General features: G+C 69.9%; 15 protein-coding genes. 9 read left to right on the top strand and 6 right to left on the bottom strand.

Going from position 1 to position 22,041, the window contains the following annotated elements:
* Positions 1-11 precede the first annotated feature (11 nt).
* Together OG272_RS38110 and OG272_RS38105 are read right to left on the bottom strand one after the other, a co-directional pair.
* Complete coding sequence (locus OG272_RS38110; protein ID WP_405895593.1) at positions 12-3,344, bottom strand: alginate lyase family protein; 3,333 nt, start codon at positions 3,342-3,344, stop codon at positions 12-14.
* 15 nt (positions 3,345-3,359) lie between these two features.
* Positions 3,360-5,156 (bottom strand): putative Ig domain-containing protein, encoded by a 1,797-nt coding sequence (locus OG272_RS38105; RefSeq protein WP_405895592.1) that lies wholly within the window; start codon positions 5,154-5,156, stop codon positions 3,360-3,362.
* A 692-nt stretch (positions 5,157-5,848) separates the two neighbouring features.
* On the opposite strand from OG272_RS38105, the gene OG272_RS38100 reads away from it, so the two are divergent.
* From OG272_RS38100 to OG272_RS38080, 5 genes are all read left to right on the top strand, one after another.
* Positions 5,849-6,862: a hydroxyacid dehydrogenase gene (locus OG272_RS38100; protein WP_405895591.1), complete on the top strand. Its 1,014-nt coding sequence runs from the start codon at positions 5,849-5,851 to the stop codon at positions 6,860-6,862.
* A gap of 382 nt (positions 6,863-7,244) precedes the next feature.
* Positions 7,245-8,585, top strand: coding sequence for an ABC transporter substrate-binding protein (locus OG272_RS38095; RefSeq protein WP_405895590.1), 1,341 nt, complete (start codon positions 7,245-7,247; stop codon positions 8,583-8,585).
* 11 nt (positions 8,586-8,596) lie between these two features.
* On the top strand, positions 8,597-9,481 hold the full coding sequence (locus OG272_RS38090; RefSeq protein WP_326575545.1) for a sugar ABC transporter permease: 885 nt from the start codon (positions 8,597-8,599) through the stop codon (positions 9,479-9,481).
* Complete coding sequence (locus OG272_RS38085; protein ID WP_327727301.1) at positions 9,481-10,461, top strand: carbohydrate ABC transporter permease; 981 nt, start codon at positions 9,481-9,483, stop codon at positions 10,459-10,461. The genes OG272_RS38090 and OG272_RS38085 overlap by 1 nt, the downstream gene beginning before the upstream one ends.
* A gap of 38 nt (positions 10,462-10,499) precedes the next feature.
* Positions 10,500-12,443, top strand: coding sequence for a glycoside hydrolase family 43 protein (locus OG272_RS38080; RefSeq protein ID WP_405895589.1), 1,944 nt, complete (start codon positions 10,500-10,502; stop codon positions 12,441-12,443).
* Between the two features lie 394 nt (positions 12,444-12,837).
* Here the strand turns inward: OG272_RS38080 and OG272_RS38075 are convergent, their stop codons facing one another.
* Complete coding sequence (locus OG272_RS38075; protein ID WP_327732211.1) at positions 12,838-13,968, bottom strand: transposase; 1,131 nt, start codon at positions 13,966-13,968, stop codon at positions 12,838-12,840.
* Between the two features lie 50 nt (positions 13,969-14,018).
* On the opposite strand from OG272_RS38075, the gene tnpA reads away from it, so the two are divergent.
* From tnpA to OG272_RS38060, 3 genes are all read left to right on the top strand, one after another.
* A complete protein-coding gene (gene tnpA, locus OG272_RS38070) occupies positions 14,019-14,447 on the top strand; it encodes an IS200/IS605 family transposase (protein ID WP_326575551.1) in 429 nt (142 codons plus the stop codon).
* A 240-nt stretch (positions 14,448-14,687) separates the two neighbouring features.
* A complete protein-coding gene (locus tag OG272_RS38065; protein WP_326575553.1) occupies positions 14,688-15,728 on the top strand; it encodes a LacI family DNA-binding transcriptional regulator in 1,041 nt (346 codons plus the stop codon).
* A gap of 190 nt (positions 15,729-15,918) precedes the next feature.
* On the top strand, positions 15,919-18,066 hold the full coding sequence (locus OG272_RS38060; protein WP_405895588.1) for a sulfatase: 2,148 nt from the start codon (positions 15,919-15,921) through the stop codon (positions 18,064-18,066).
* Between the two features lie 151 nt (positions 18,067-18,217).
* Here OG272_RS38060 and OG272_RS38055 read toward each other — a convergent pair whose 3' ends face one another.
* Entirely contained in the window at positions 18,218-18,883 is a 666-nt protein-coding gene (locus OG272_RS38055; protein ID WP_327727305.1) for a hypothetical protein, read from the bottom strand.
* Positions 18,884-19,073: 190 nt separating this feature from the next.
* Here OG272_RS38055 and OG272_RS38050 point away from each other — a divergent pair, with 190 nt between their 5' ends.
* Positions 19,074-19,478: a VOC family protein gene (locus tag OG272_RS38050; protein ID WP_327727306.1), complete on the top strand. Its 405-nt coding sequence runs from the start codon at positions 19,074-19,076 to the stop codon at positions 19,476-19,478.
* 96 nt (positions 19,479-19,574) lie between these two features.
* Here the strand turns inward: OG272_RS38050 and OG272_RS38045 are convergent, their stop codons facing one another.
* Together OG272_RS38045 and OG272_RS38040 are read right to left on the bottom strand one after the other, a co-directional pair.
* A complete protein-coding gene (locus OG272_RS38045) occupies positions 19,575-20,270 on the bottom strand; it encodes a DUF6597 domain-containing transcriptional factor (protein WP_327727307.1) in 696 nt (231 codons plus the stop codon).
* Between the two features lie 237 nt (positions 20,271-20,507).
* Positions 20,508-21,632: a YihY/virulence factor BrkB family protein gene (locus OG272_RS38040; protein WP_327727308.1), complete on the bottom strand. Its 1,125-nt coding sequence runs from the start codon at positions 21,630-21,632 to the stop codon at positions 20,508-20,510.
* Between the last annotated feature and the right edge of the window lie 409 nt (positions 21,633-22,041).

Below are 22,041 nucleotides of genomic sequence, written 5' to 3'. Positions count from 1 at the left end.
CCCGGCGCCGCCTATGTGGGGGTGATGCTCACCTCGCTGAATCGCGCGGTGCCGTGGGTCAGCGGGCTGCGGGAGCAGACCACCAGGCCCACGTGGTAGGGGGCGTCACCGAAGCCGGGGATCTCTCCCTCGGCGAGGGGGGTGAAGGTGACGCCTCCGTCCGTGGAGACCGCCGCGGCGAAGAGGGTCCCGGTTCGCTTCAGCCGCAGCAGGCAGGGCGTGGTGACCTTGGCGTCACCGGTGAAGGCCGACCGTCCGGCCACGGTCGTGCGGAGCATGAGCTGGGCGCTGGTCCCGCCGCTGACGATCGCCCCGGCCGCCTGGTCGAACGGCGACAGCGACTTGGCCATCAGCAGCCCGACCCGGTCGGCGGTGGCCCCGGTCCGGGAGTCCAGGCGGACGACGGCCTCGCAGTCACCGGTGATCGGCCGCCGTACGAACTGGCCTGTCATCCCTTGGTTGTTGACGGTCAGGTCGACGCCCGCGCCCCGTACGACGAAGGTTCCGTCCTCCTCGTAGGAGGTGCTGCCGGGGGTGCTGACGGCGACCACGCCGAGGGTGCCGAACAGCCGGTCGTCGAGGACCGGGTCGCCGAGGTCGCCGTAGGTCCAGGGGGCGGGCGGGGGTGTGCCGACGGTCAGGGTGAGGGTGCCGGTTCCGTCGCCCGCCGCGTTGCCGGCGGTGAGGGTGACGGTGAACTCGCCGGTCCGGGTGGGGGTTCCGGAGACCAGACCGGTGCGCCGGTCGACCCGGAGGCCGTCGGGGAGCCCGCTCGCGGTGAACCGTACGGGTTCGTGCGAGGCACGGATCAGGTACGCGAAGGCGTCTCCCGCATTGGCGAACGCCCCGGTGGAAGAGGTGAGTTGGGGACGGGAAGGGCTCGGCGTCGGTGCTGCGGCCGGCTTCGAGCGCGGGCCTCGTCCGCCGCTGTTCGTCTTGGTGACGACGTAGTGGTACGTCGTGCCGGGGGCGCCCGTGGCGTCCGCGTACCGGAGGCGGGCGCCGAAGCCGACCGGGGCGACGCCGGTCGCGATTGTCAGATAGGGGCCGTCGGCGTGGGTGGCACGCAGCACCCGGTAGCGGGCGGAGAGGTCGGGATCGGTCCAGGCCAGCTCGACCGCGTCGGCTCCGGCGGTGGCCCTGAGGTCGGTCACCCGCCGGGCAGGACGGGCCACCGACCAGACCTCTCCCTGGGCGGCCGACACGACGCTGACGTTGTCGAAGGCCCCGGTGCCCGTCTCGGCGTACTCCTCGTCCACGCCCAGGCAGGACGTGAGGACCGGCCCCGCGTACACCGAACGCCCCAACTCGACCTCAGTGGAGCCGACTTCGGTCCAGTGGATGCCGTCCGGGGACATCGCCCCGGTGCACCGGCGGCCCGTGCGGGTCACCCTTACCCAGTACGGGGCCCGCAGCCGGTAGCCGTCGCCCGCGCCCTCCACGTACGGGGCCTGAAGCGGTGTCGCCGACTGCGGCAGCGTGCCCAGGCTGGAGATCGGGAAGGCGGCGGACGTGGTGATGGCCTGCTGCTGGGAGGGCGGCACGGGGGTACTGCCGGTCGCCGAGATGTCGCCCCCGGCCACCTCCCGTACGCTCCACACCCCGCTCCAGGTGTGCAGCGGCAGCCCCTGGATCAGCATCGAGGCGTGGACGGCGCCCGCGTCGAGCGAGTCGCGGAGCGTGACGCCGATCTTGGAGTACTGGGAGCTGAGCGGCCACACGATCCGTGCCGTGACGGTGCCGTCGCCGCGCAGTGGCACATGCGCCAGGTGGTACGTGTCCGCCGTACCGCTCGCCCGGAGCACGAACCGCTCGCCGTCGAACGCGGCGGAGCCGGGAATCCGGACCGTCCCCAGGTCCTGGCTGGACCAGGGCTCCGGAAGACCGGCGGAGGCGGCCGCCGGGCTCGAAGTGCCGCTGACACCCCGGGAGTTGGCGGCGGTGACGGTGTAGTAGTACGTCCGTCCCCCGCGCACGTCCGTGTCGGTGTACGTCGGCTCGTCGAGGCCGGTGGCGACCTTCTCGTAGGGGCCCTCGGGGCGGGTGGACCGCAGGATGTCGTACCCGGTTGCCCAGGCCGACGGCAGCCACGCCACCGTCACGGCCTCACGGGCACCCACCGCCGTCACCCCGGCCGGAGGCCTCGGTGCGGGAGTCGACGCGGGGGCCGCCGACCCGGCGTGGGCGAAGGTGCCGAAGCCGGGCAGATCGTCGTTGCCGCCCTCGACCACCCGGGCGCCGTTCGCACCACGGAAGACAGCCGCCTCGACAGCCGGGGCGTCGAGGCCGCGTACTCCGGCGTAGTGGGCGTAGTACATCTCGTAGACCGGCGGCAGGGTGCCGCGCCCGACGGCCGAGACGGTCTTCTTGAGGTACTTGCCGGTGCGGTCCAGGTCGGGGGTGAAGGGGACGTCGCCGCCGAGGTTGTAGCGGGCGGCGTACTCGGCGTTCGCCAGCAGGCGGTGACCGTCGAAGCCCCACAGGTCGACGCCCTGGTTCCAGGCCACCTGCGCCGCGTCGCCCAACAGGCCGACGGCCAGCTGCTCGTGCCCCTGGTCACGGCCGGACTCCTGGCCCTGGCCGGCGGCGGTGACGATCCGGCCCGCGACGCCACCATTGCCCGCGCCCGCCGCCGCGAAGCGCAGCGCGTCCTCGAAGAGGACGGGCTCCTCGCAGAACACGCCGATGGCCAGCACGGTCTGAAGGGCCGTCAGGTCCCAGTTGCCGTTGGCGTACAGCATGTAGCCGGAGACCGCCGGGTACCAGACATCGAGGAACGACCGCTCGCAGCGGGCGATGTCGGCGTCCGTCCATCCGTCGTAGCCGGAGTACCGCAGCAGTTCGGCGGCGTTGACGAACTTGAAGGCCTGCAGGCCAGCGCCGAGCGGTCCGTCCGCGCCCGTGATCATCGTGAGGGACGCCGACCAGGCGTTGAGGATGTCCCGCGCCTTGTCCGCGTGGGCCCGGTCACCGGTCACGCACCACATCAGCGCGTTCTGGTGGGCGGCGGCCGAGTCGGCGACCGCCTGCCCCATGAAGTTGCTCGGGCCGCGCCCCCAGGACGTGATCCGGCCCGTGTTCTGGATGGTGTACGTCGACTTGGACCGGGCGTGGGCGGCGAGTGCCAGATAGCCGTCGTGGACCGGTGATTCCTTCGCGGCGACCGCTGCTTTCAACCGGTCCAGGTCGGCGGCGGTGTGCAGCAGGCCCGGATGGGTGAAGGTGCGGGTCGCTCCGGTGGAGCCCGCCCACGCGGCCGTGGCGGAGGCGGACAGGAGTCCGGCGCCGGCCACGGCCGTGAACCCGGCCGCGCCGAGGAACGACCGTCTGCTGAGGGGAAGCACAGATGTCTCCTGGTCCTACGGGTGCAGCACGGTGAGCTTGACGGACTTGGTGGCCGTACCGGCGCTGTTGGCGGCCGAGACGGTGACCGTGCAGGAGCCGGGGCGGGACGGGACGCCTGAGATCAGGCCCGTCCTCGGGTCCATGCTCAGGCCCCTGGGCAGGCCCTCGGCGGCGAACGAGGTGGGCAGACCGGTCGCCGTGACGAGGTGGTTGAAGGCCCGTTTCATGGTGGCCGTGGCCTCGCCCGCGCTGGTGATCTCCGGGGCCGCGGTGACGGCGGGCGTGTCGGCGTCCAGGAAGCGGAGGTTCTGGACGTGCTCGTTGGCGAACATCGGGACCATGTCGGTCGTCAGGTACCAGCCGGGCTTCTTCATCCTGTCGTGGACGACCGTGCCGTTGACCGTCAGGTTCTGGAAGGTCAGGTTCTTGATGGGCCGGTCCGCGTCGTAGCCGGTCAGGATGGCCATGGAGGCGTGCGTGCCGTTGTACGTCAGGTTACGGACGTACACGTCCTCGATGCCGCGCCCCGGTGAGGCGTTGTACCGGTTGGCCATCACGCGCATGTTGAGCAGCTGGCCCCAGGTGAAGTCCTCCACGCGGACGTCCTGGATGCGGACGCCCCGGATGAGGTTGCTGTCGCCGGGGTTGAGGGCGAAGCAGCCCTGGTAGAGGACCTGCGGCTCGCGGTGCTGGAGGACGTCGATGTCGCTGAAGACGATGTTCTCGATGACCTCGGGCTTATCCGGGTTGCCGTGGGTACCGATGTTCACCGGGTGGGCGACGTCGGCCCACAGGGTGGAGTTCCGGACGGTGATGTTGCGGCAGTCGCCGTAGTAGTCCCAGCGGTGGGCGTAGACGGCGATGCAGTCGTCGCTGTTGCGCATGAAGACGCCCTCGATCAGCACGTCCTCGCTGCTGAACACGTCGATGCCGTCGCCCCACTGGCCGAAGCTGTAGGAGTGCAGGTTGCGGACGGTGACCTGCTGCGACTGGCCGATGGTGCAGGAGTAGCCGGTCTTGGGGTTGAGCGCGAGGATGCCGTCGATCTCGATGTCGCGGGAGAACGCCACCAGGGTCGCGGCGTCCGAGTCGTAGATGATGCCCCGGCCGAGCAGACGGGCGTTCTCCACGTGGGTGAACTCCACGCGCGCCTTGAGCACCGCGCCGCCGGCCAGGTACACCGTCTTGCCGCTGGGCACCTTCACCACGTTGTCGGTGACGGTGTGGATGCCCGGGCCGAAGTAGATGACGTCCGGGTCGTCCTCCTCGGGCCGCCACCTCTCGATCGGGTTGGCGTGCAGCTGGAGGTTGTCGTAGAGGTCGAACGCGCCGCCGTCGGCGTCCCCGATCTCGATGGAGAGGTTGCGCGGCTCGGTGAGGGCGAAGGTGATGGTGTCGCCGCTCACCTCGTGCGCGAGGTCGTACGACAGGGGGCGGATCCGCGCGGAGGGGACGGCACCCTTCGAGGAGGTGACCTGGATCTCCACGGTGCCGTGGAAGTCCAGGTTGGCGACCGAGGAGCTGCGCACGACGCCGGAGCCGGTCTTCTCGTTGATGGTCTTCGTACGGACCCGCAGCACGGGCACCGACTGCCATGCGCCACCGGGCGTACGGGCCTTGACGGAGAAGCTGGTGTTGAGGGGCAGCCCGGTCGGGACGGGGTACACCACCAGCCGGTCGGCGGCCTCGGGTCCGTCGTCCGCGCTCGCGGTGCCGGTGGCCACGCCGAGCAGGGAGTACGCGGCGGCCGTGGCACCGGCGGCCTGGAGGAGGGTGCGCCGGGACAGACCGGGGCCCTGGCTGTCGGTCATGAGCAACATCCTTACGTGCAAGGGGAGTTGAAGATATTCCCGGGCGATCGGGCCCGGGGCTGTGCGGGATGTACGGAGAACCGGCCACGCAACAACCGGTTTCTACCGGCCGACGAGGCAGAGCTTGTTCCTGACCGCAAAGTGCGTCAAGGGCCTTGACCAGTTTTCGAAAACTCCGCACCACCCCTGGGACATTGCCGTATACCCTCTCGCGTGGCGTCGACGAGTCCCCGAAGAGCGTGAACACGGCAGGTCGGCCGCGCATACCGGTCGACGCGTCGGACCGGTCCATCGGCGCCCGAACCTCACAGCCACGGGAACCGGTTGCCTTTTTCGAGCTCCGGGCTCCGGACTCCGGGCGCACCCACAGAAGATCCCGCCGCCCCCACGCCGTTTCAGCAACCGGCCACACGGGGTAACCGATTACGCCAGACCACGGTTTCCCTCCACCCCCACCGAAGCGCCGGCCATCCCTCTCCCAAGCACCCTCGCCCGGCTCCACCTCGTCGCCCGCGTCACAGCCATACGACCTGCGCATTCACGGACGACCCCCAGCGGTGATCCGCGCACGACACCCGATCATGGCGATTGACCGCCCGTCGGACTCGGATCTACGGTAGAAGACGTTTTCTAAACCCCACCACACCGCCTCGTGCGGTCCTTCCGTCCACCCCCAGCTGTCCAGGAGAGTCATGCCCAGCGCCCAGTCGACGCGAGCCGTGTTCGCCATGGATCCGGTGCATCTGCCCCTGCTCTTCCCGCCTCCGCTCATGGCACGGCTGCGGGAGGCGGTCGAGATCGACCCCGAGTTCGTCGTACGGGACTTCGCCGATCCCGCCGCCGCCTCCGCGCTGGCCGGGGCCGAGGTGCTGATCACCGGCTGGGGCTGCCCGCACCTCGACGCGGACGTACTCGCGGCGGTGCCCCGGCTGCGGACCGTCCTGCATGCCGCGGGCTCGGTCCGCGCGCTGGTCGGCAGGGCACTGTGGCAGAGCGGGGTCACCGTCTCCAGCGCGGTGGCCGGCAACGCGCTGCCGGTCGCCGAGTACACCCTCGCGATGATCCTGCTGGCCGGGAAGGACACCTTCGACCAGCGCGAACGCTTCCGCCGGACACACACCTACCCCTCCCCCGCCGAGACCGCGGCCATCGGCAACGTCGGCCGCCGGGTCGGCGTCATCGGGGCCTCGCGTGTCGGCCGTCGACTCCTCGACCTGCTGAAACCGTTCGACTTCGCCGTCTCGCTGTACGACCCGTACGTCGACACGGCGGAGGCCGCCGCGCTGGGCGCCGAGCCGATGGCGCTGGAGAACCTGCTGCGCACCAGCGACATCGTCAGCCTCCACGCCCCCGACATCCCCGCGACCTACCGCATGCTCGACCGCGGCAGACTCGCGCTCATCCGGGACGGCGGCGTCCTCATCAACACCTCCCGGGGCGCCCTGGTCGACCCGGACGCCCTCACCGACGAGTTGCTCTCCGGCCGGCTCAACGCGGTCCTCGACGTGACCGAACCGGAGCCGCTGCCCGTGGGCTCCCCGCTCTACAACCTCCCCAACGTCTTCCTCACCCCGCACATCGCGGGCTCCCTCGGCAACGAGCTGGAGCGCCTCGGCCGTACCGTCGTCGAGGAACTGGAGCGTCTCGCCTCGGGTCTGCCACCGGCCCACCAGGTACGGCACACGGACCTGGCCCGGGTCGCCTGAACCGGCCCGCCACCCTCGCGCGCAATCAATGCGCGGGCCGCGTAAACGTTTTCACACCCCGCCCTCGCAAGCCCTGCGCTCGCGCCCGCCTTCCCGCCGCACGGCACACCCCTGACCTGGGAACGCCCCGTCACACAACGGCCGCCGAACGTCCGCTTCCGGCAACCCCAGCGACAATTCGGCGTAATAATTTGCCGTCGCGCTCTTGCGTGAGCCGATCAGGCGACCTACGTTTCACAGCAACCGTTTACTACAACGTTCCGTAGGGGCCCCGAGACCCGAGCTGACGGTCCGCCTCGCTCGCCGTCGCCCCACCGAGCCGCCCCTCGGCCCCCTCGCCCTCGCTTCCGCGATCGTCTACGTCTCGAAGGATGACCGTACGATGAACTCCCTCAGCCCTCGGAGAAGGTTCGCCCGCGTCGCCGTCGCGAGTGTGGCGCTGACAGGTCTGCTCGCCGCGTGCGGTGGCTCGGACTCGGGCGACGACGGTTCCTCCGGAGCCTCCGGTCCGGTCACCCTCCCCTTCTGGGGCTGGGCCAACGGCCAGGAGGCCCTCGTCAAGGCGTTCAACGCCTCCCACAAGGACGTCCAGCTCAAGTACACCAAGGTCACCGACCAGTTGACCATGCAGAAACAGCTCAGCAACGCGGTGAAGGCGGGCAACGCCCCCTGTCTGCTGCAGAACACCGCCGAGTACGTGACGACCTGGGTGTCGCAGGGCGCGCTCGCCGACATCACCGAGTACGTCGGGTCGAGCGAGGACAAGTTCAACGCCGGTGCGTGGGCCGGTGTCCAGGTGCAGGGCAAGGTCTACGGCGTGCCCACCAGCTCGGCGCCCGCCTTCACGATCTACCGCACCGACGTCTTCGACAAGTACGGCCTCAAGGCACCCGCGACCTGGCACGACTTCATCGCCGCCGGCAAGGTCCTGAAGAAGCACGACATCCACATCACCAACTACGCCGGCGAGGACCCGAGCACCCTGGAGGTGCTGGCCATGCAGGCCGGTGCCCACTGGTACGCGATCGACGGCGACTCCTGGAAGGTGGACTTCCAGGACGAGGGCAGCCTGAAGGCCGCCGACGTGATCCAGCAGATCATCGACGACGACCTCAACTCCAAGCTCTCCTTCGCCGACTACGCGGCCGTGCAGCGCAACTACGACAAGGGCGGCACGGTCACCCGCCAGATCTCCACCTGGCAGATGTCCGGCATGGTGCAGAACTTCACCGACTCCTTCGGCAAGTGGGCGCTCTCGCCCTGGCCGACGTACCAGGGCGAGGCGGCCAAGACGCCGGCCGGCACCAACCAGAGCGGTGGCATGAACCTGGTCACCGAACAGTGCAAGTACAAGAAGCAGGCGGCCGAGGCGGCGTTGTGGCTGTCCACGGACACCGGCGCGGTCAAGTCCATGGCGAGCCCGGAGACCGGCAGCGGTGTCATGCCGGCCCTGGCCGACAGCGACGCCTACGTCTCCGAGGCGATCTCCGAGAAGCTGCTCGGCGACAACTACGCGCCCGGCGAGAAGATCGTCACCGACAGCCTGGGCACCGTCACCGCGGACTGGGTCTACGGCCCGAACTGGACCGCCATGTTCACCGAGTTGCAGAGCGAATGGGGCAAGGTCGTCAGCAAGGAACAGAAGGTCACCGACCTGCTCGCGCACATGCAGGAGTGGACGGTCAAGGACCTGAAGTCGCGCGGTATCAACGTCAAGGGCTGAGGCATCCTTCGATGATTCGCTCCCAGCGCTGGAAGGGTGCCGCGTTCACGGTGCCCTTCCAGCTCGGATTCGTCTTCCTCTATCTGCTGCCGATCGGGTACGCGGTCTACGAGTCGCTGTTCCAGGAGAAGCAGTCCGGGCTCGGCCTCGGCGGCGCGACCCGGGAGTTCTCGGGGCTGGACAACTACCGACTCGGGCTGACCGACTCGGCGTTCACGGGCGCCATCCTGCGGGTGGTGCTGTTCGCCTGCGTCCAGATCCCGTTCATGCTGCTGGTCAGCCTGGTCCTGGCACTGTTCCTGGACGCCCTCACCTCCAAGGCCGCGAACCGGTTCCGGATCGTGCTGCTGGTCCCGTACATGATCCCCGGCGTGGTCGCGGCGATCGTGTGGATCAACCTGTACAGCCCCGAGGTGGGCCCCCTGACCCCGATCGGCGACCTCTTCGGGTTCGACTGGAACTTCTTCGCACCCTCCATGGTGTGGCCGTCCATCGGCAACCTGCTCACCTGGCACGGCATCGGCTACAACATGGTGATCATCTACTCGGCGCTCCAGGGCGTGCCCCGCGAACTGTTCGAGGCCGCCCGCCTCGACGGCGCCTCCGAGTCCCGGATCGCGCTGAGCATCAAGATCCCGTTCGTACGCGGGGCGTTGGTCCTGACCGGACTGCTCTCCATCATCCAGATGCTCCAGATCTTCAACGAGCCGGCGCTGTTCCGGAGAATCACCCCGGAGACCGTCGACGACGGCTTCACCCCGATCATGATCATCTACAACCAGGCGTTCAACGCGGGCAACTACCACTACGCCGCCGCCCTGTCGGTGCTCCTCGCCCTGATCCTCGGCGTCGCCTCGCTCCTCTTCTACCGGCTGACCTCGAAGGAGGTCGACTGATGGCCACGACCACCACCGACTCCCCCAAGAAGCCCGGGAAATCCGGGAACACCGAAGAGCCCCGGAACACCGGGAGATCCGGGAAGGCCGGGAGGTCCGGCGTGCCTCCCGTACGGCGGATCGCCGGCCCCGACGCGGCCTCACGCGGGCGCGGCGGCCAGCGGTTCATCCTGCTCGGCCTGATCCTGGCGAGCGTCTACAGCCTGTTCCCGGTGTGGTGGCTGATCGTCGCCGCCACCAAGGACCGGGTGGGGCTGTACCAGAGCAACGGCATGTGGTTCTCCGACATGCACCTCTGGGACAACCTGCACCAGCTGTTCACCTACGAGGACGGCATCTTCCTGCGCTGGACCGCCAACTCGTTCCTGTACGCCGGTGTCGGCTCCCTCGGCGGCACGCTGATCGCGCTGGCGACCGGTTACGGCCTGGCCCGCTTCGACTTCCCGGGCCGGGGTGTGGTGTTCGCGTGCGTGGTGGGGTCGTTCCTGATCCCGATCGCCCTGCTGACACTCCCGCTGTACCTGATGTTCTCGAAGATCGGCCTGGTCGACACCCCGTGGGCGATGCTGATCCCCTGCCTCATCAACCCCTTCAGCGTGTATCTGGCCAAGGTCTACACCGAGGCGACGGTCCCCTTCGAGCTGTTGGAGGCGGCCCGGATCGACGGGGCCGGGGAGCTGCGCATCTTCTTCAGCATCGTGCTGCGGATGATGACCACGGGCGGCGCGACGGTCTTCCTGCTGGCCTTCGTCAACACCTGGAACGCCTTCTTCCTCCCGCTGACCGTCCTGCGCGGCAAGGAGAACTGGACGCTCAACCTCGGCCTCTACTACTGGACCGGCAAGACGCTGGAGTCCGGCATCGACGTGACCAGCCTCGTCCTGACCGGCGCCCTGCTGTCCATCGTCCCGCTGGCCGTCATGATGACCGCGATGCGCCGCTACTGGCGGTCGGGCGTGACGCTGGGGGCGCTGAAGTGACGGCCTTCTCCGGAGCGCCGGGAGCCGGTGCCAGGACCGTGGCCCGCAACCCCGTCATCCGCGGCTTCGCCCCCGACCCGTCCCTGATCAGGGTCGGCGAGTGGTACTACGTGGCGACCAGTTCGTTCGAGTGGTTCCCGACGATCCCGATACACCGTTCCAGGGATCTCGCGCACTGGGAGTACGCCGGTCATGTGCGCGGCGCGGCCCCGGGCGGCTCTCTCGCGGGTGTCCCCGACTCGGCCGGCATCTGGGCGCCTTCGCTGAGCTGGGACGGCGACCGTTTCTGGGTGGTCTACACGATCGTGCGGTCGGTCGGCACGCGCTACTTCGACCTGGACACCTACGTCAGCACGGCCCCGGCGGTCGACGGCGACTGGACCGCGCCGGCGCGAATCTCCAGCCACGGCTTCGACCCCGCGCTGTTCCACCACGAGGGCCGGCTCTGGCTGCTCAACATGCAGAGCGACCACCGCCCGGGCGGCAAGCGGTTCGCCGGGATCGTCCTGACGGAGTTGGACCGTTCCACCCTGCGCCCCCTGGGCGACACCCATCTCCTGCTCCAGCACGACCGGCTGATCGAGGGCCCCAAGCTCCTGGTCCGCGACGGCTGGTACTACCTGGTCCTCGCCGAGGGCGGTACCGGAGTCGAACACGGGGTGCGGGTGGCGCGCGGCCGCACACTGACCGGCCCGTACGAACTCGACGGCCTGCCCCTGCTGACGACCCGGGACGACCCCAAAAGCCCGTTGCAGAAGGCCGGGCACGCCGAACTGGTCGAGACGCCGACCGGCGAGTGGTTCCTCAGCCACCTCACCGCGCGCCCCCTGCACACCGACCACGGCATCCGCTGCCCCTTGGGCCGGGAGACCGCCGTCCAGGCGGTGACCTGGGACGCGGAGGGCTGGCCCCGGCTGCGGCAAGGGGGTTGGCATCCGGCGGTGGAGGTGGAGGTGCCGCAGGGGGAGGTGGAGGCACCGGCCGTGGAGGCGGAGACATCGGCCGTGGAAGTGCAGACACCGGCCATGGTGGTGCAGACACCGGCCGTAGGGGCGGCGGGCGCGGCTGGGAAAGCGTCGCCGGTGGGCTTCGATGCGTCCGTGGTCCCGCCGGGCGTCGGCACACCTGCCGTGCCTGCCGTGCCTGCCGTGCCTGCCGTGCCTGCCGTGCCTGCCGTGCCTGCCGTGCCTGCCGTGCCTGCCGTGCCTGCCGTGCCTGCCGTGCCTGCCGTGCCTGCCGTGCCTGCCGTGCCTGCCGTGCCTGCCGCGTCGGCGTCCGCCCTCGCGCCGGGAGCACAGCCCTCCGTACTCGCGCCCGGCGCACTACCGTCCGCCCTCGTGCCGGCCGCGCAGGAGGGCACGTTGTCCTGGCCGTGGAGCAGTCTGCGGGCCGAGCCGGACGCCTCCTGGGCCGACACGGCCGCCCGTCCCGGCTGGATCCGGCTGCGTGGCCGGCAGGGTCCCGAATCGCTGTGGGAGCAGAGTCTGTTGGCCCAGCGGATCACCGAGCACCGGGCGGAGGTGGAGGTCACCGTCGAGGCCCGGCCGCGCACCTTCGGCGAGGCCGCCGGGCTGACCCTCCGGTACAACACCGCGTCCTACGTCGCCCTCGACCTGACCTGGGCCGAACCCGAGGGCGAGCCGCAGCGCGGCCAGCAGTGGCGGGGCGGGGGCCGTACCGTGCTCAGCCTCCTCGAACGCGACGAGGACGGGGCCCGGCAGGTGGCCGTGGTCGAGGTCGAGCCGGGGCGGCCGGTCACCCTGGGGGCGAGCGTCGACGGCGCGGAGGCGCGCTTCTGGTACCTCCGCGACGGCGTACGCACCCCCATGGGACCGGTCCTGGACTTCACCCACCTCTCCGACGACTACGGCTCCCGGCTGCGCTTCACCGGCACCTTGGCCGGCATCCACGCCCAGGACCTCGTCGCCGCGGAGTTCCAAGCGGACTTCAGCGGATTCCGGCTGGTGTGCGCGGCGGAGTGAGGGAGACGAGTGAGGGAGACGGATGAAGGGTGACGGGTGACGGGTGCGGGGATTCGGGCACTTCCCAGCCGCGCCTCCGGCCAGGGTGCGGGACCCGGAACTCCCGCGCAGAGAACTGACCCGACCCTCGCCCATCCCTCGCCCGCCTTGCGCCCATAGCCGCCCCCGCCCTCTATTCTTCGCCCCACCAGCCCCCACAGCCGCCCCGGCCTCGCCCAGCCCGGCGTCCGCGCCCCGGTCCGCGGCCGACCCTCCGCAGAGCCCCCTGCCCGTTGTTCGAGGTTTCGAAAGTTTTGGCTGGGGCGGTCCTGTCAACTTGACCCGGTCCTGAAGGGCCGGGCTTGGAGGTAGTGCCCAGCTGGCGGCTGGGTGGGCTCCTCCGTCCTGCCACCCCTTACGGGGTGGCTGGGACGCGTGACTCACGCCCCGCGTTCCACACCACGGCGCCACGTTGGGCGATGTTGTGGGAAGCGTTCCGGTCCGCGTGGGCAACGACCCCGCAGTTCCGGCAGATGAAGAGGGCCTGGTCGACCCGGTTCTTCTTGTCGACGTGCCCGCACTCGCAGCATGTCTGCGAGGTGTGGGCAGGGTCGACGTGAACCACGGGCACGCCTGCTCGGCGTGCCTTGTACGCGATGAACTCTCCGAGCTGGGCGAAGGCCCAGGAGTGGAGCGCGACCCGTTGGGGCTTGCGGAGCCGTACCCTCTGCCGGATGCCGCCCAAATCTTCCAGGGCGATTCCGGCCGAGGTGCGTTCAGCCTCGGTCACGATTCGTTTCGCGATGATGTGGTTGGTGTTGGAGACATGGCGCTGCTCGCGCCGGTTGCGCTTCTTCAGCAGCCGCTTGGCGGACTTGGTGCCCTTGCGCTGGAGCTTGCCGCGTAGATCGCCGTGGCGTTTGCGGTGGTGGTTCAGGTCGCGCCCGGCGGCCTGGTAGCCGGTGGACGTAGTGGCGATGTTGACGATGCCGAGGTCGACGCCGATGAACCCGTCGGGCTCGTACTGCTTCTCCTCGGGGACCTCGCAGGTAGCGATCAGGTAGAACACGCCGTCGCGTTCCACCAGATCCGATTCGCCCTGCCGGTGCTCACGCAGCATCTTGAGGCCGTCGGCGGAACAGACGAACCGCACACCCCGGATGCGTCCGGCAGTGGTCCAGATGGACACCGTCTGCGCGTCGTACTGCCAGCTCAGGCACCGGTCGTCGTACGGCTGGGCTGCCTCGGGCCGAAAGGCGACGGGCTTGGACTCGGCCTTCCTGCGCCGCTTCGAGCCCGGTCTGCCGAGGTTCCCAGCCTTGATGTTGGCCTTGAGTGTCGTGTAGGCGTCGCGGACCTTCTTGATGGTGTGCTGGGCTGCTTGCGCTCCCAACCCCCGCGACTTCAACTCCGCGTAGGTGTGCTTACGCAGCTCGTACTCACGCGGCACGCCCTGCTCGAACGCCACCGCCGACACCCAGTTCGCGGCCTCGTTGACCGTGCGCAGGGCCGCGAGAAGCGCGGTGGCCTGCCCGGCCTCCGGCATCAGCTTTACCTGCACAACGAGTTTCACAGGCGTGATCGTATCGTTGATCTATGTCACCACGCTGGGAGTCAAACCCCAATATTCGTAGGGGTAGAACAGTCGTCTACACCCTTCACGCGCACTTGGTCTTCACACCAAAGTATCGGCGCGGCCCGTTCACCGATGAGATCCTTCGGCGCTGCGAGGAGGTCATGCGTGACGTGTGCGCGGACTTCGACACCGAGCTGGTGGAGTTCAACGGGGAGAGGGACCACGTCCACCTGCTGGTGCACTACCCGCCCAAAGTCGCCCTGTCCCGGCTGGTCGGCTCTCTCAAGGGCGTCTCTGCCCGGCGGCTCCGCCAGGAGTTCCCAGCCCATATCCGTAAGTACCTGTGGGGTGACCACTTCTGGTCGCCTTCGTACTTCGCCGCCTCGTGCGGCGGAGCACCGTTGGAGATCATCAAGGAGTACATCGAGAACCAGAAGCGACCTGGCTGAGGTCAACAGTGCAGCCCCGTGGGCACCTGCAAGTCAGAGCGATCCAGAGAAGCGCTTCCTCCCGGACGTGAACGCCCGGGGTTCCGCGCTAGATCAAGCTGAATCCCTGCTTCTTCCCGCCGTGTTGAGTTGGGCTTAACGTAGGAAGCGCTTGCTACGCGGTCGGGCTTCCGTCGCGGGGGCGACGCTGTTCGAAAATTTCACCGGCCCTCGGGACGGGCACTGAGAGGTGGAGTCGCGATGGTGCGGGGCGGGAGCGTGACGGCCGGGCCGACGCTGGCGGTGGTGGCGCGCGAGGCCGGGGTGTCCGTGCCGACGGCCTCGAAGGTGGTCAACGGCCGGGAGGACGTGGCCCCCGAGACCAGGCGCCGGGTCACCGAGGCGTTGGACCGGCTCGGCTATGTCCGGCGACCCCGGTTCGAGGCGTCGCAACCACCGCGCATGGTCGACCTGGTCGTGCACTCGCTGGAGAGCTCCTGGTCGGGCGCGGTGCTGCACGGCGTCGAACAGGCCGCCCACGACGCCGGCCTGGAGGTCGTGGTCTCGGCCGGCCTGACCCGCACCCGGGGCGCCCGCCCCGAACGCGGCTGGTTCGACAAGCTGACCGCCCGCGGCTCGGCGGGCGTGCTGTTCAACCTGGCGGAGCTGTCCCCCGCCCAGTACTCCTGGCTCACCCAGCACCGCATCCCCTTCGTGCTGATCGACCCGGTCCTGGAACCGCCGGCCGGCGTGGTGTCCGTGGGCGCCGCCAACTGGCAGGGCGGCATGACCGCCACCGACCATCTGCTGTCCCTGGGGCACGAACGGATCGCCGTGATCGCCGGGTACCGGCGCAAGATGTGCAGCAGCGACCGGGTGGCGGGCTACCGCTCCGCGCTGACGGCTGCGGGAATGCCGTACCGGCCGGAGTACGTCCGTTACGGCAACTTCATGGAGACCACCGCACGCCACCGTATGCTCCAGTTGCTCGACCTCCCCGAGCCTCCGACCGCCGTCTTCGTCTGCTCGGACAAGATGGCCCTCGGCGTGTACGAGGCGCTGGCCGAGCGGGGGCTGCGGGTGCCGGACGACATCAGCGTGGTCGGTTTCGACGACCTTCCCGAGGCCCGCTGGGCGACTCCCGGCCTGACCACCGTCCGCCAGCCGCTCTCGGAGATGGCCCAGACCGCGCTTCGGCTGCTCGTGCGGATGATGGAGGGCGACCAGCCGGAGGGCACCCGCACCGAGTTGTCGACGCGGCTGGTGGAGCGGGCCAGCACGGGGGCGCTGCGCTCGGCCTGAGGGGTGGGCGCCGGGTGCGTCGCGGTTCGGTGAAGGGGTTGCGGCGGCCCTGAGTTCGGGTGAACGGTTGGCGTCGTGGGACCGTACGCATAGGGATGGCCAATCGGGTGTCCCGGCGGTCCCGCGGCCCCGGCCCACTCCGCTCCACCAGCACTGAGCTCCACATGCTCCACAGGGAAGGACCTTCGGGTTGTCGCACATACGCTCTCCGCAGCTTCCGGGACCGACACCGGCGCCGGATGACGACAAAGCCCCGGAGGACGCCGCCCCTCCGAAGCCGGAAGCGGTAACGGAGACCGAGGCAACGGCAGCGGAGCCCGAGGAGGGACAGTCCGAGGAGGCACAGTCCGAGGGCGGGCCCGGCCTCAAGGCCGAGGCGGAGAACCCCGAGAAGCCCCAGTCAGCTCTCCCGACCGAAGCGGACAAGCCCGAGTCCGACCTGAAGGCCGAAGCGGAGAACCCCGAGAAGCCCCAGTCCGACCTCAAGGCCGACGCAGACGAGCCCGAGCCGTCCGCCGCACCCGAACCTGAGCCCGAGCACGGGAACGGGAACGGGAACGGGAACGAGACCGAGCTCAAGGCCAAGTCGGCCCCGGAGCCCGGTCCTGCGCCCGATGTCTCCGCCGAGCCCGGTCCTGAACCCGATCCCGGCCCCGAGCGGATCGCGTCCCCGTCCGGCTGGCGTGCGAGGCACCCCCGGGCCGCGCGGGCCGTCGCCTGGGCCGTGACCGGGCTGGCCATCGTCCTCGTCCTGTTCGCGCTGGTCGTGCCGAACGACATCACCGAGATCGACTTCGGCCGGTTCCTGCGGATCCCGGCGGAGGGGATCCTCGTGGCGGGGCTGCTGCTCGTACTGCCGACGATGGCGCGGCGGGTGGCAGTGGTGGTGGTCGGGGCGGTGCTCGGACTGCTGACGATCGTCAAGGCGCTGGACATGGGGTCGTACTGGACCCTGGACCGGCCGTTCGACCTGGTGCTGGACTGGATTCTGCTGGACGACGCACAGTCGTTCATGAAGGACTCGCTCGGCGGCGCGGTCGCGCAGGCCGCGACGGTCGGGCTGATCGCGCTGGCGCTGGCGCTGCCGGTGCTGATGACCCTCGCGGTCCTGCGGATCAGCAGGCTGATGGTGCGCAACCGGCACACGGCGAGCCGTACGCTGCTCGTCCTGGGAACGGCGTGGATCACCTGCTCGACGCTGACGCTGGAGATATCCGACGTGCCGGTGGCCTCGCACAGCGCGGCCACGCTCGTGGAGAACCGGATCGAGTCGGTGGGCGACGGGCTGAAGGACGGGGAGGCGTTCCGCAAGCAGGCCGCGGTGGACGCCTTCGCCGACGTACCGCCTGACCAGTTGCTGACCGGGCTGCGCGGCAAGGACGTACTGATCACGTTCATCGAGAGCTACGGCCGCTCCGCGATCGACGACCCGCGGATGGGCGAGCCGCTCGGTGAGACGCTCGCGCGGAAGACGCAGGAGCTGAAGGACGCCGGGTACGCGTCGCGGAGCGGCTGGCTGCGCTCCCCCATCACGGGCGCCGGCAGCTGGCTGGGGCACTCCACGTTCCTGTCCGGCCTGTGGATCAAGAACCAGTCGCGTTACTCCCAGCTCGTCGCGAGCGACCGTCTCACCCTCACCGAGGCGTTCCGCCGCACCGGCGCCTGGCGCACGGTCGGTATCGTCCCGGGCACCCAGATGGCCTGGCCGGAGGGCAAGTACTTCGGCCTGGACCACATCTACGACTCCGACCAACTCGGTTACAAGGGGCCGAAGTTCAGCTGGTCGACCATGCCCGACCAGTACACGTTGAAGGCCTTCGAGGAGCTGGAGCACGGCAAGGAGGACCGTGAGCCGATGATGGCGGAGATCATCCTGACCTCCAGCCACAACCCGTGGGCGCCCATCCCGAGCACGATCCCCGAGGACCAGGTCGGCGACGGGTCGGTCTACCACTCGCTGCAGAAGGCCGAGGGCAAGGACCCGACGGAGGTCTGGAAGGATCCCCTGGCCGTCCGGGACGAGTACCGCAAGTCCATCCAGTACTCGGTGACCAGCCTCGTCGACCACGTCGCGAAGTACGGTTCCAAGGACACCGTCCTGATCTTCCTCGGCGACCACCAGCCCAACAAGACGGTCACCGGCGACAACCCCAGCCACGACGTGCCGGTCTCGATCGTCGCCCAGGACCCCGAGGTGCTGGAGAAGATCTCCGACTGGGGCTGGACGGACGGTCTGCAGCCCGCCGACACCACGCCGGTGTGGCGGATGGACAAGTTCCGCGACCGCTTCATGACGGCGTTCGGCCCGCAGCAGCCGGGCGGTATCCCCTCCCCCTGATCGACGGCACATCACGCCCAACGCCTCGGAGCACCACGCCACCGCGTCCGGCCGACACGCCACCACGCCACCACGTCCGGCCGCCCTGCCGCCACGTCGGGCCACCACCCCGGGCCGCCTCATGGGACCGTTCCCGTCGTGGCGGCGCGGCTCAGCCCGAGGCGCCCACCTCGTTGTCGGGTGCTCCGTCGCCCGCCGGGGGCAGGTCGCCGCGTTCGATCGGCATGCCGTCGTGCGGGGGCCGGGGCTTGTCGTGGTGGCGGGGCGGGAGGAGGAAGGCGAGTTCGGCGTCGGTGGGGCGGTGGGCGGCGAGGGCGGCTGCCCGCAGGGCGTCGCGGTCGACCGTGGCCGCGGCGGCGCTGATCCGGACGAGGTGGCCGTCCTCCGGTACGGCGTACTCGTGCTGTCCCGCCGAGGTCCGGTACCAGGCGTCCCCGTCGCGTTCACAGCCGACCGGCTCGCCCGTGCCCTGGCCGAGCGGCAGTTCGGGGCAGCTGCCGGCGGTCATCGTGCCGTGGTCGACGAGGAGCAGGAGCTGGGCGCTGTTCTTCCGGGACCAGTAGGCGGCGGAGAAGCCGTCGGCGCCGTACACGCCGACGGACTGCCGGGCCAGCGTGAAGCCGGGGGACTCGGTGACATAGACGAGCCCGGGCGCGAGGCCCAACGCCTCGGCCCGGGCGTGGAGTTCGGCCCGGTCGGGGGACGGCATCAGGGGCTCGCGGCCCGCGACCACGACCTTCTCGGTCCCGCAGGCGGTGAGCAGCGACGGCAGGAACGCCAGGGGCAGCAGAACACGCGCGGTACGGAGCTTGAGCATGCCCTCCATCCTGCCGCACAGTTGTTCCACAGGTGAGCCAAAGAGTCCGTTCCGTGAGAGCGCTTACCCACAAGGGCCACTTCGCGCCACGAGGGGATGGTGAGGCTCCGGGGGCCGGTCTCACGACGGGTGTGGGCGGGTGTCCGATTCCTTCAAGACCGGCCGTCGCCGGTCCGCCTACGGTGGCCGTATGACTCCACGACTCGACGCGATCGGCATGGTGGCCTCGGACATGGCCGCCTCCGTCACCTTCTACCGCCGGCTCGGTTTCGCCTTCCCCGAGGGCGCCGAGCACCAGCCGCACGCCGAGGCCCAACTGCCCGGCGGGCTGCGGCTGCTGCTCGACACCGAGGAGACCGTCCGCTCCTTCCACCCCGAGTACCGCCCGGGGACGGGTGGCGGCGCGGGGCTGGCCCTGCTGTGCGACAGTCCGGCCGAAGTCGACGCGGTGTACGAGGAGTTGGTGAACGCCGGGTACCGCGGTGAGCTCAAGCCGTGGGACGCGGTGTGGGGCCACCGGTACGCCGTGATCCTCGATCCCGACGGCAACGGCGTCGACCTCTTCGCACCACTGCCGGCGCCCGCCCCCGAGTAGCCGTCCCACCGGCCCCCACCACAGTCCCCCACCGCCGACACCCACCACCGGCACCCGACCCGGCCCACCACCGGCACCCGACCCGGCCCGCCTCCGCTACCGTCGGCCGAGCAGCTCGCCGAGCGGCAGCCCCGCCAACTCCCGTACGTCACGCGCCAGATGTGCCTGATCGGCGTACCCGGTGCGGGCCGCCGTCTCGGCGAAGGGCACGCCGTTCCGGGCGAGTGCGAGCGCCCGGCGCAGCCGCAGCACCCGCGCCAGCGTCTTGGGCCCGTACCCGAACGCGGCGAGTGACCTGCGGTGCAACTGCCGTGCCCCCAGCCCTAGTTCGTCGGCGGTCGCCGCGACGGCACGCCCCGCGTCGAGGGCGACGACGACGCGCCGCAGCACCGGATCGGGGCGCCCCACATCGGCCGCCCGTTCCAGGACGACCTCTTCGAGCCCGCTCGCCGGATCACCCGCCGCGTTCACCCGGGCGGTGAGCCGCCGTACGAGCGCCGGGGACCACAGATCGGCCAGCTCCACCCGCCGGTCACGCAACTCGTGCGCGGGCACACCGAGAAAGGCGGGCGCGGTGCCCGGATAGAACCGGAGGCCCGCCCAGCTGCTCGGTCCCCCTTCGGTGACGTACGCGCGCGTGTCCGGTCCGGCGACCATGAGCCGGCCGTCGTGCCACAGCAGATCCATGCACCCGTCGGGCAGCACCCGCCCGGAGCCGGGGCCGACAGGGCCACCGGGACTGTTGATCCAGACCACAGCCCCGTCCAGCCGAGACGCCCTTTCCGCATACACACGAAAAAGGCTACGCCTGTGGCCGCCGGGTACTGCCGTGCCCTTCAGGGGCGCGGGGAACCGCGCGAGCAACCACGGACCACCCGCAGCCCGCAACAGACCCACTCAGACCCGCACAGACCCACACCCCGACGGCACCCCCGGCTCCACACGGCACCCCCGGCTCTCCACAGAATGCCGATGCTCCTGCGGACTCACCCGTGCACCCTCTTGGACGCACTCGCCACCGCGAACGCGCTACTCGTCCGTCTTCTTCACCGGCGACCGCAGCCTCGACGTCACGTCCTCCGGTGGCAGGAAGCGCGACCAGCGCTCCGGGAACTCGGAGGGCATGTCGGGGTCCTCGGGGTCGTGGGAGCGGGCGGCGGCCGCGCGGGCGACGTACTCGGCGGCCTGTTCCTCGCGGAGGCGCTCGTTGGCGGCGCGGGCCGCGGCCGTGGCGGCGGCGGGCCAGACGCGGTCGATGGCGGCGTTGACGGCGGCGCCGGCCAGGACGGCGAAGGCGCTCACGCCGATCCAGAGGAGGACGGCGACGGCGGCGGCGAGCGAGCCGTAGATCGTCGCCCCCTCGACCGTGCTGGTGAGGTAGATGCGGAGCAGGAAGCTGCCGAGGACCCACATGCCGAGGGCCATGAGGGAGCCCGGTACGTCCTCGACCCAGGGGGAGCGGACCGGCACCGACACGTGGTAGAGCGTCGTCAGGAAGACGATGGACAGGACGATCACGACGGGCCAGTAGAGGACCTGGACGACGGTCGCCGACCACGGGACGATCCGGACGACGGCGTCGGGCCCGGCGACCATCAGCGGCAGGGCGACCGAACCGATCAGCAGGGCCACGATGAAGAGCAGGAACGCCATGAGGCGGGTCTTGACGATGCCGCGGACGCCGTCGAGGCCGTACATGACGGTGATGGTGTCGATGAAGACGTTCACCGCGCGGGAGCCGGACCACAGGGCGAAGAGGAATCCTATGGAGATGACGTCGGGGCGACCGCCCTTCATCACGTCGTCCAGGATCGGCTGCGCGATCTGTGCGACGCCCTTGTCGGACAGGACGGTGCGCGAGGCCTCCAGGAGGTTGAGCTCCAGGCTGGCGATGGTGTCGGCGCCGGTCCAGTCGTCGACGTAGCCGAGCAGGCCGATCATGCTGAGCAGCAGCGGTGGCACGGAGAGCAGCGTGAAGAACGCCGCCTCGGCCGCGAGGCCCAGGATGCGGTACTCGATGCAGGAGTTGACGGTGTCCTTCAGGAGCAGCCAGGCGGTCCTGCGCTTGGAGACGTCCCGGTAGAGGGCACGCGCGCGGTGGAGACGCCCATGGGGGCTCTCGGACGGTGGGGGTGACTGACTTGCTGGCTGCACGCCCTAAAGGTATCCGCCTGCGCGTGCCGCCCTCACCTCCCGGTGCCGTCGGTCGCGACAGGGCCCGCGCGCGGCGCACCTTTCCCTCCGGTCGCGTCACGGGGCAGCAAACAAAGGGAAACCCAGCAGAAACCAAAGGTGATTCCAAATCGCCTTTTCTGTCATGAACGTGCTGGCTGAATCAATGAGGGGCCGGAAGTGGAACGTCCGAGCGTGCTTGTACCGTCTTTTCGGAAAGTTCCCCGCTGAAACGCCGTACGGGCTCAGGTACGACAGGCCGGAAGAGATCGGAAAAGGGGCGGGAAAGCGTCAATCACCCGACCTCCCTTGACCCGTTCCCGAATGTACCGAAAGAATCCGGATTGCATTCGGCTGCGGCCACCTGGACCAGGTGCCGGCCCAGCACACC

It is taken from the genome of Streptomyces sp. NBC_00104 (genome assembly GCF_045160825.1).
Classification (GTDB): domain Bacteria; phylum Actinomycetota; class Actinomycetes; order Streptomycetales; family Streptomycetaceae; genus Streptomyces.
The sequence above is the reverse complement of the archived record's forward strand: the minus strand, read 5'-3'. Positions and strand labels throughout refer to the sequence as shown.

What these genes read in the sequence shown, in the direction of transcription:
- OG272_RS38075 (WP_327732211.1), bottom strand. Translation starts at nt 13,968, where the DNA reads ATGCCGGAGGCCGGGCAGGCCACCGCGCTTCTCGCGGCCCTGCGCACG.
- OG272_RS38050 (WP_327727306.1), top strand. Translation starts at nt 19,074, where the DNA reads ATGACTCCACGACTCGACGCGATCGGCATGGTGGCCTCGGACATGGCC.
- OG272_RS38055 (WP_327727305.1), bottom strand. Translation starts at nt 18,883, where the DNA reads ATGCTCAAGCTCCGTACCGCGCGTGTTCTGCTGCCCCTGGCGTTCCTG.
- OG272_RS38090 (WP_326575545.1), top strand. Translation starts at nt 8,597, where the DNA reads ATGATTCGCTCCCAGCGCTGGAAGGGTGCCGCGTTCACGGTGCCCTTC.
- OG272_RS38085 (WP_327727301.1), top strand. Translation starts at nt 9,481, where the DNA reads ATGGCCACGACCACCACCGACTCCCCCAAGAAGCCCGGGAAATCCGGG.
- tnpA (WP_326575551.1), top strand. Translation starts at nt 14,019, where the DNA reads ATGTCACCACGCTGGGAGTCAAACCCCAATATTCGTAGGGGTAGAACA.
- OG272_RS38095 (WP_405895590.1), top strand. Translation starts at nt 7,245, where the DNA reads ATGAACTCCCTCAGCCCTCGGAGAAGGTTCGCCCGCGTCGCCGTCGCG.
- OG272_RS38065 (WP_326575553.1), top strand. Translation starts at nt 14,688, where the DNA reads ATGGTGCGGGGCGGGAGCGTGACGGCCGGGCCGACGCTGGCGGTGGTG.
- OG272_RS38100 (WP_405895591.1), top strand. Translation starts at nt 5,849, where the DNA reads ATGCCCAGCGCCCAGTCGACGCGAGCCGTGTTCGCCATGGATCCGGTG.
- OG272_RS38105 (WP_405895592.1), bottom strand. Translation starts at nt 5,156, where the DNA reads ATGACCGACAGCCAGGGCCCCGGTCTGTCCCGGCGCACCCTCCTCCAG.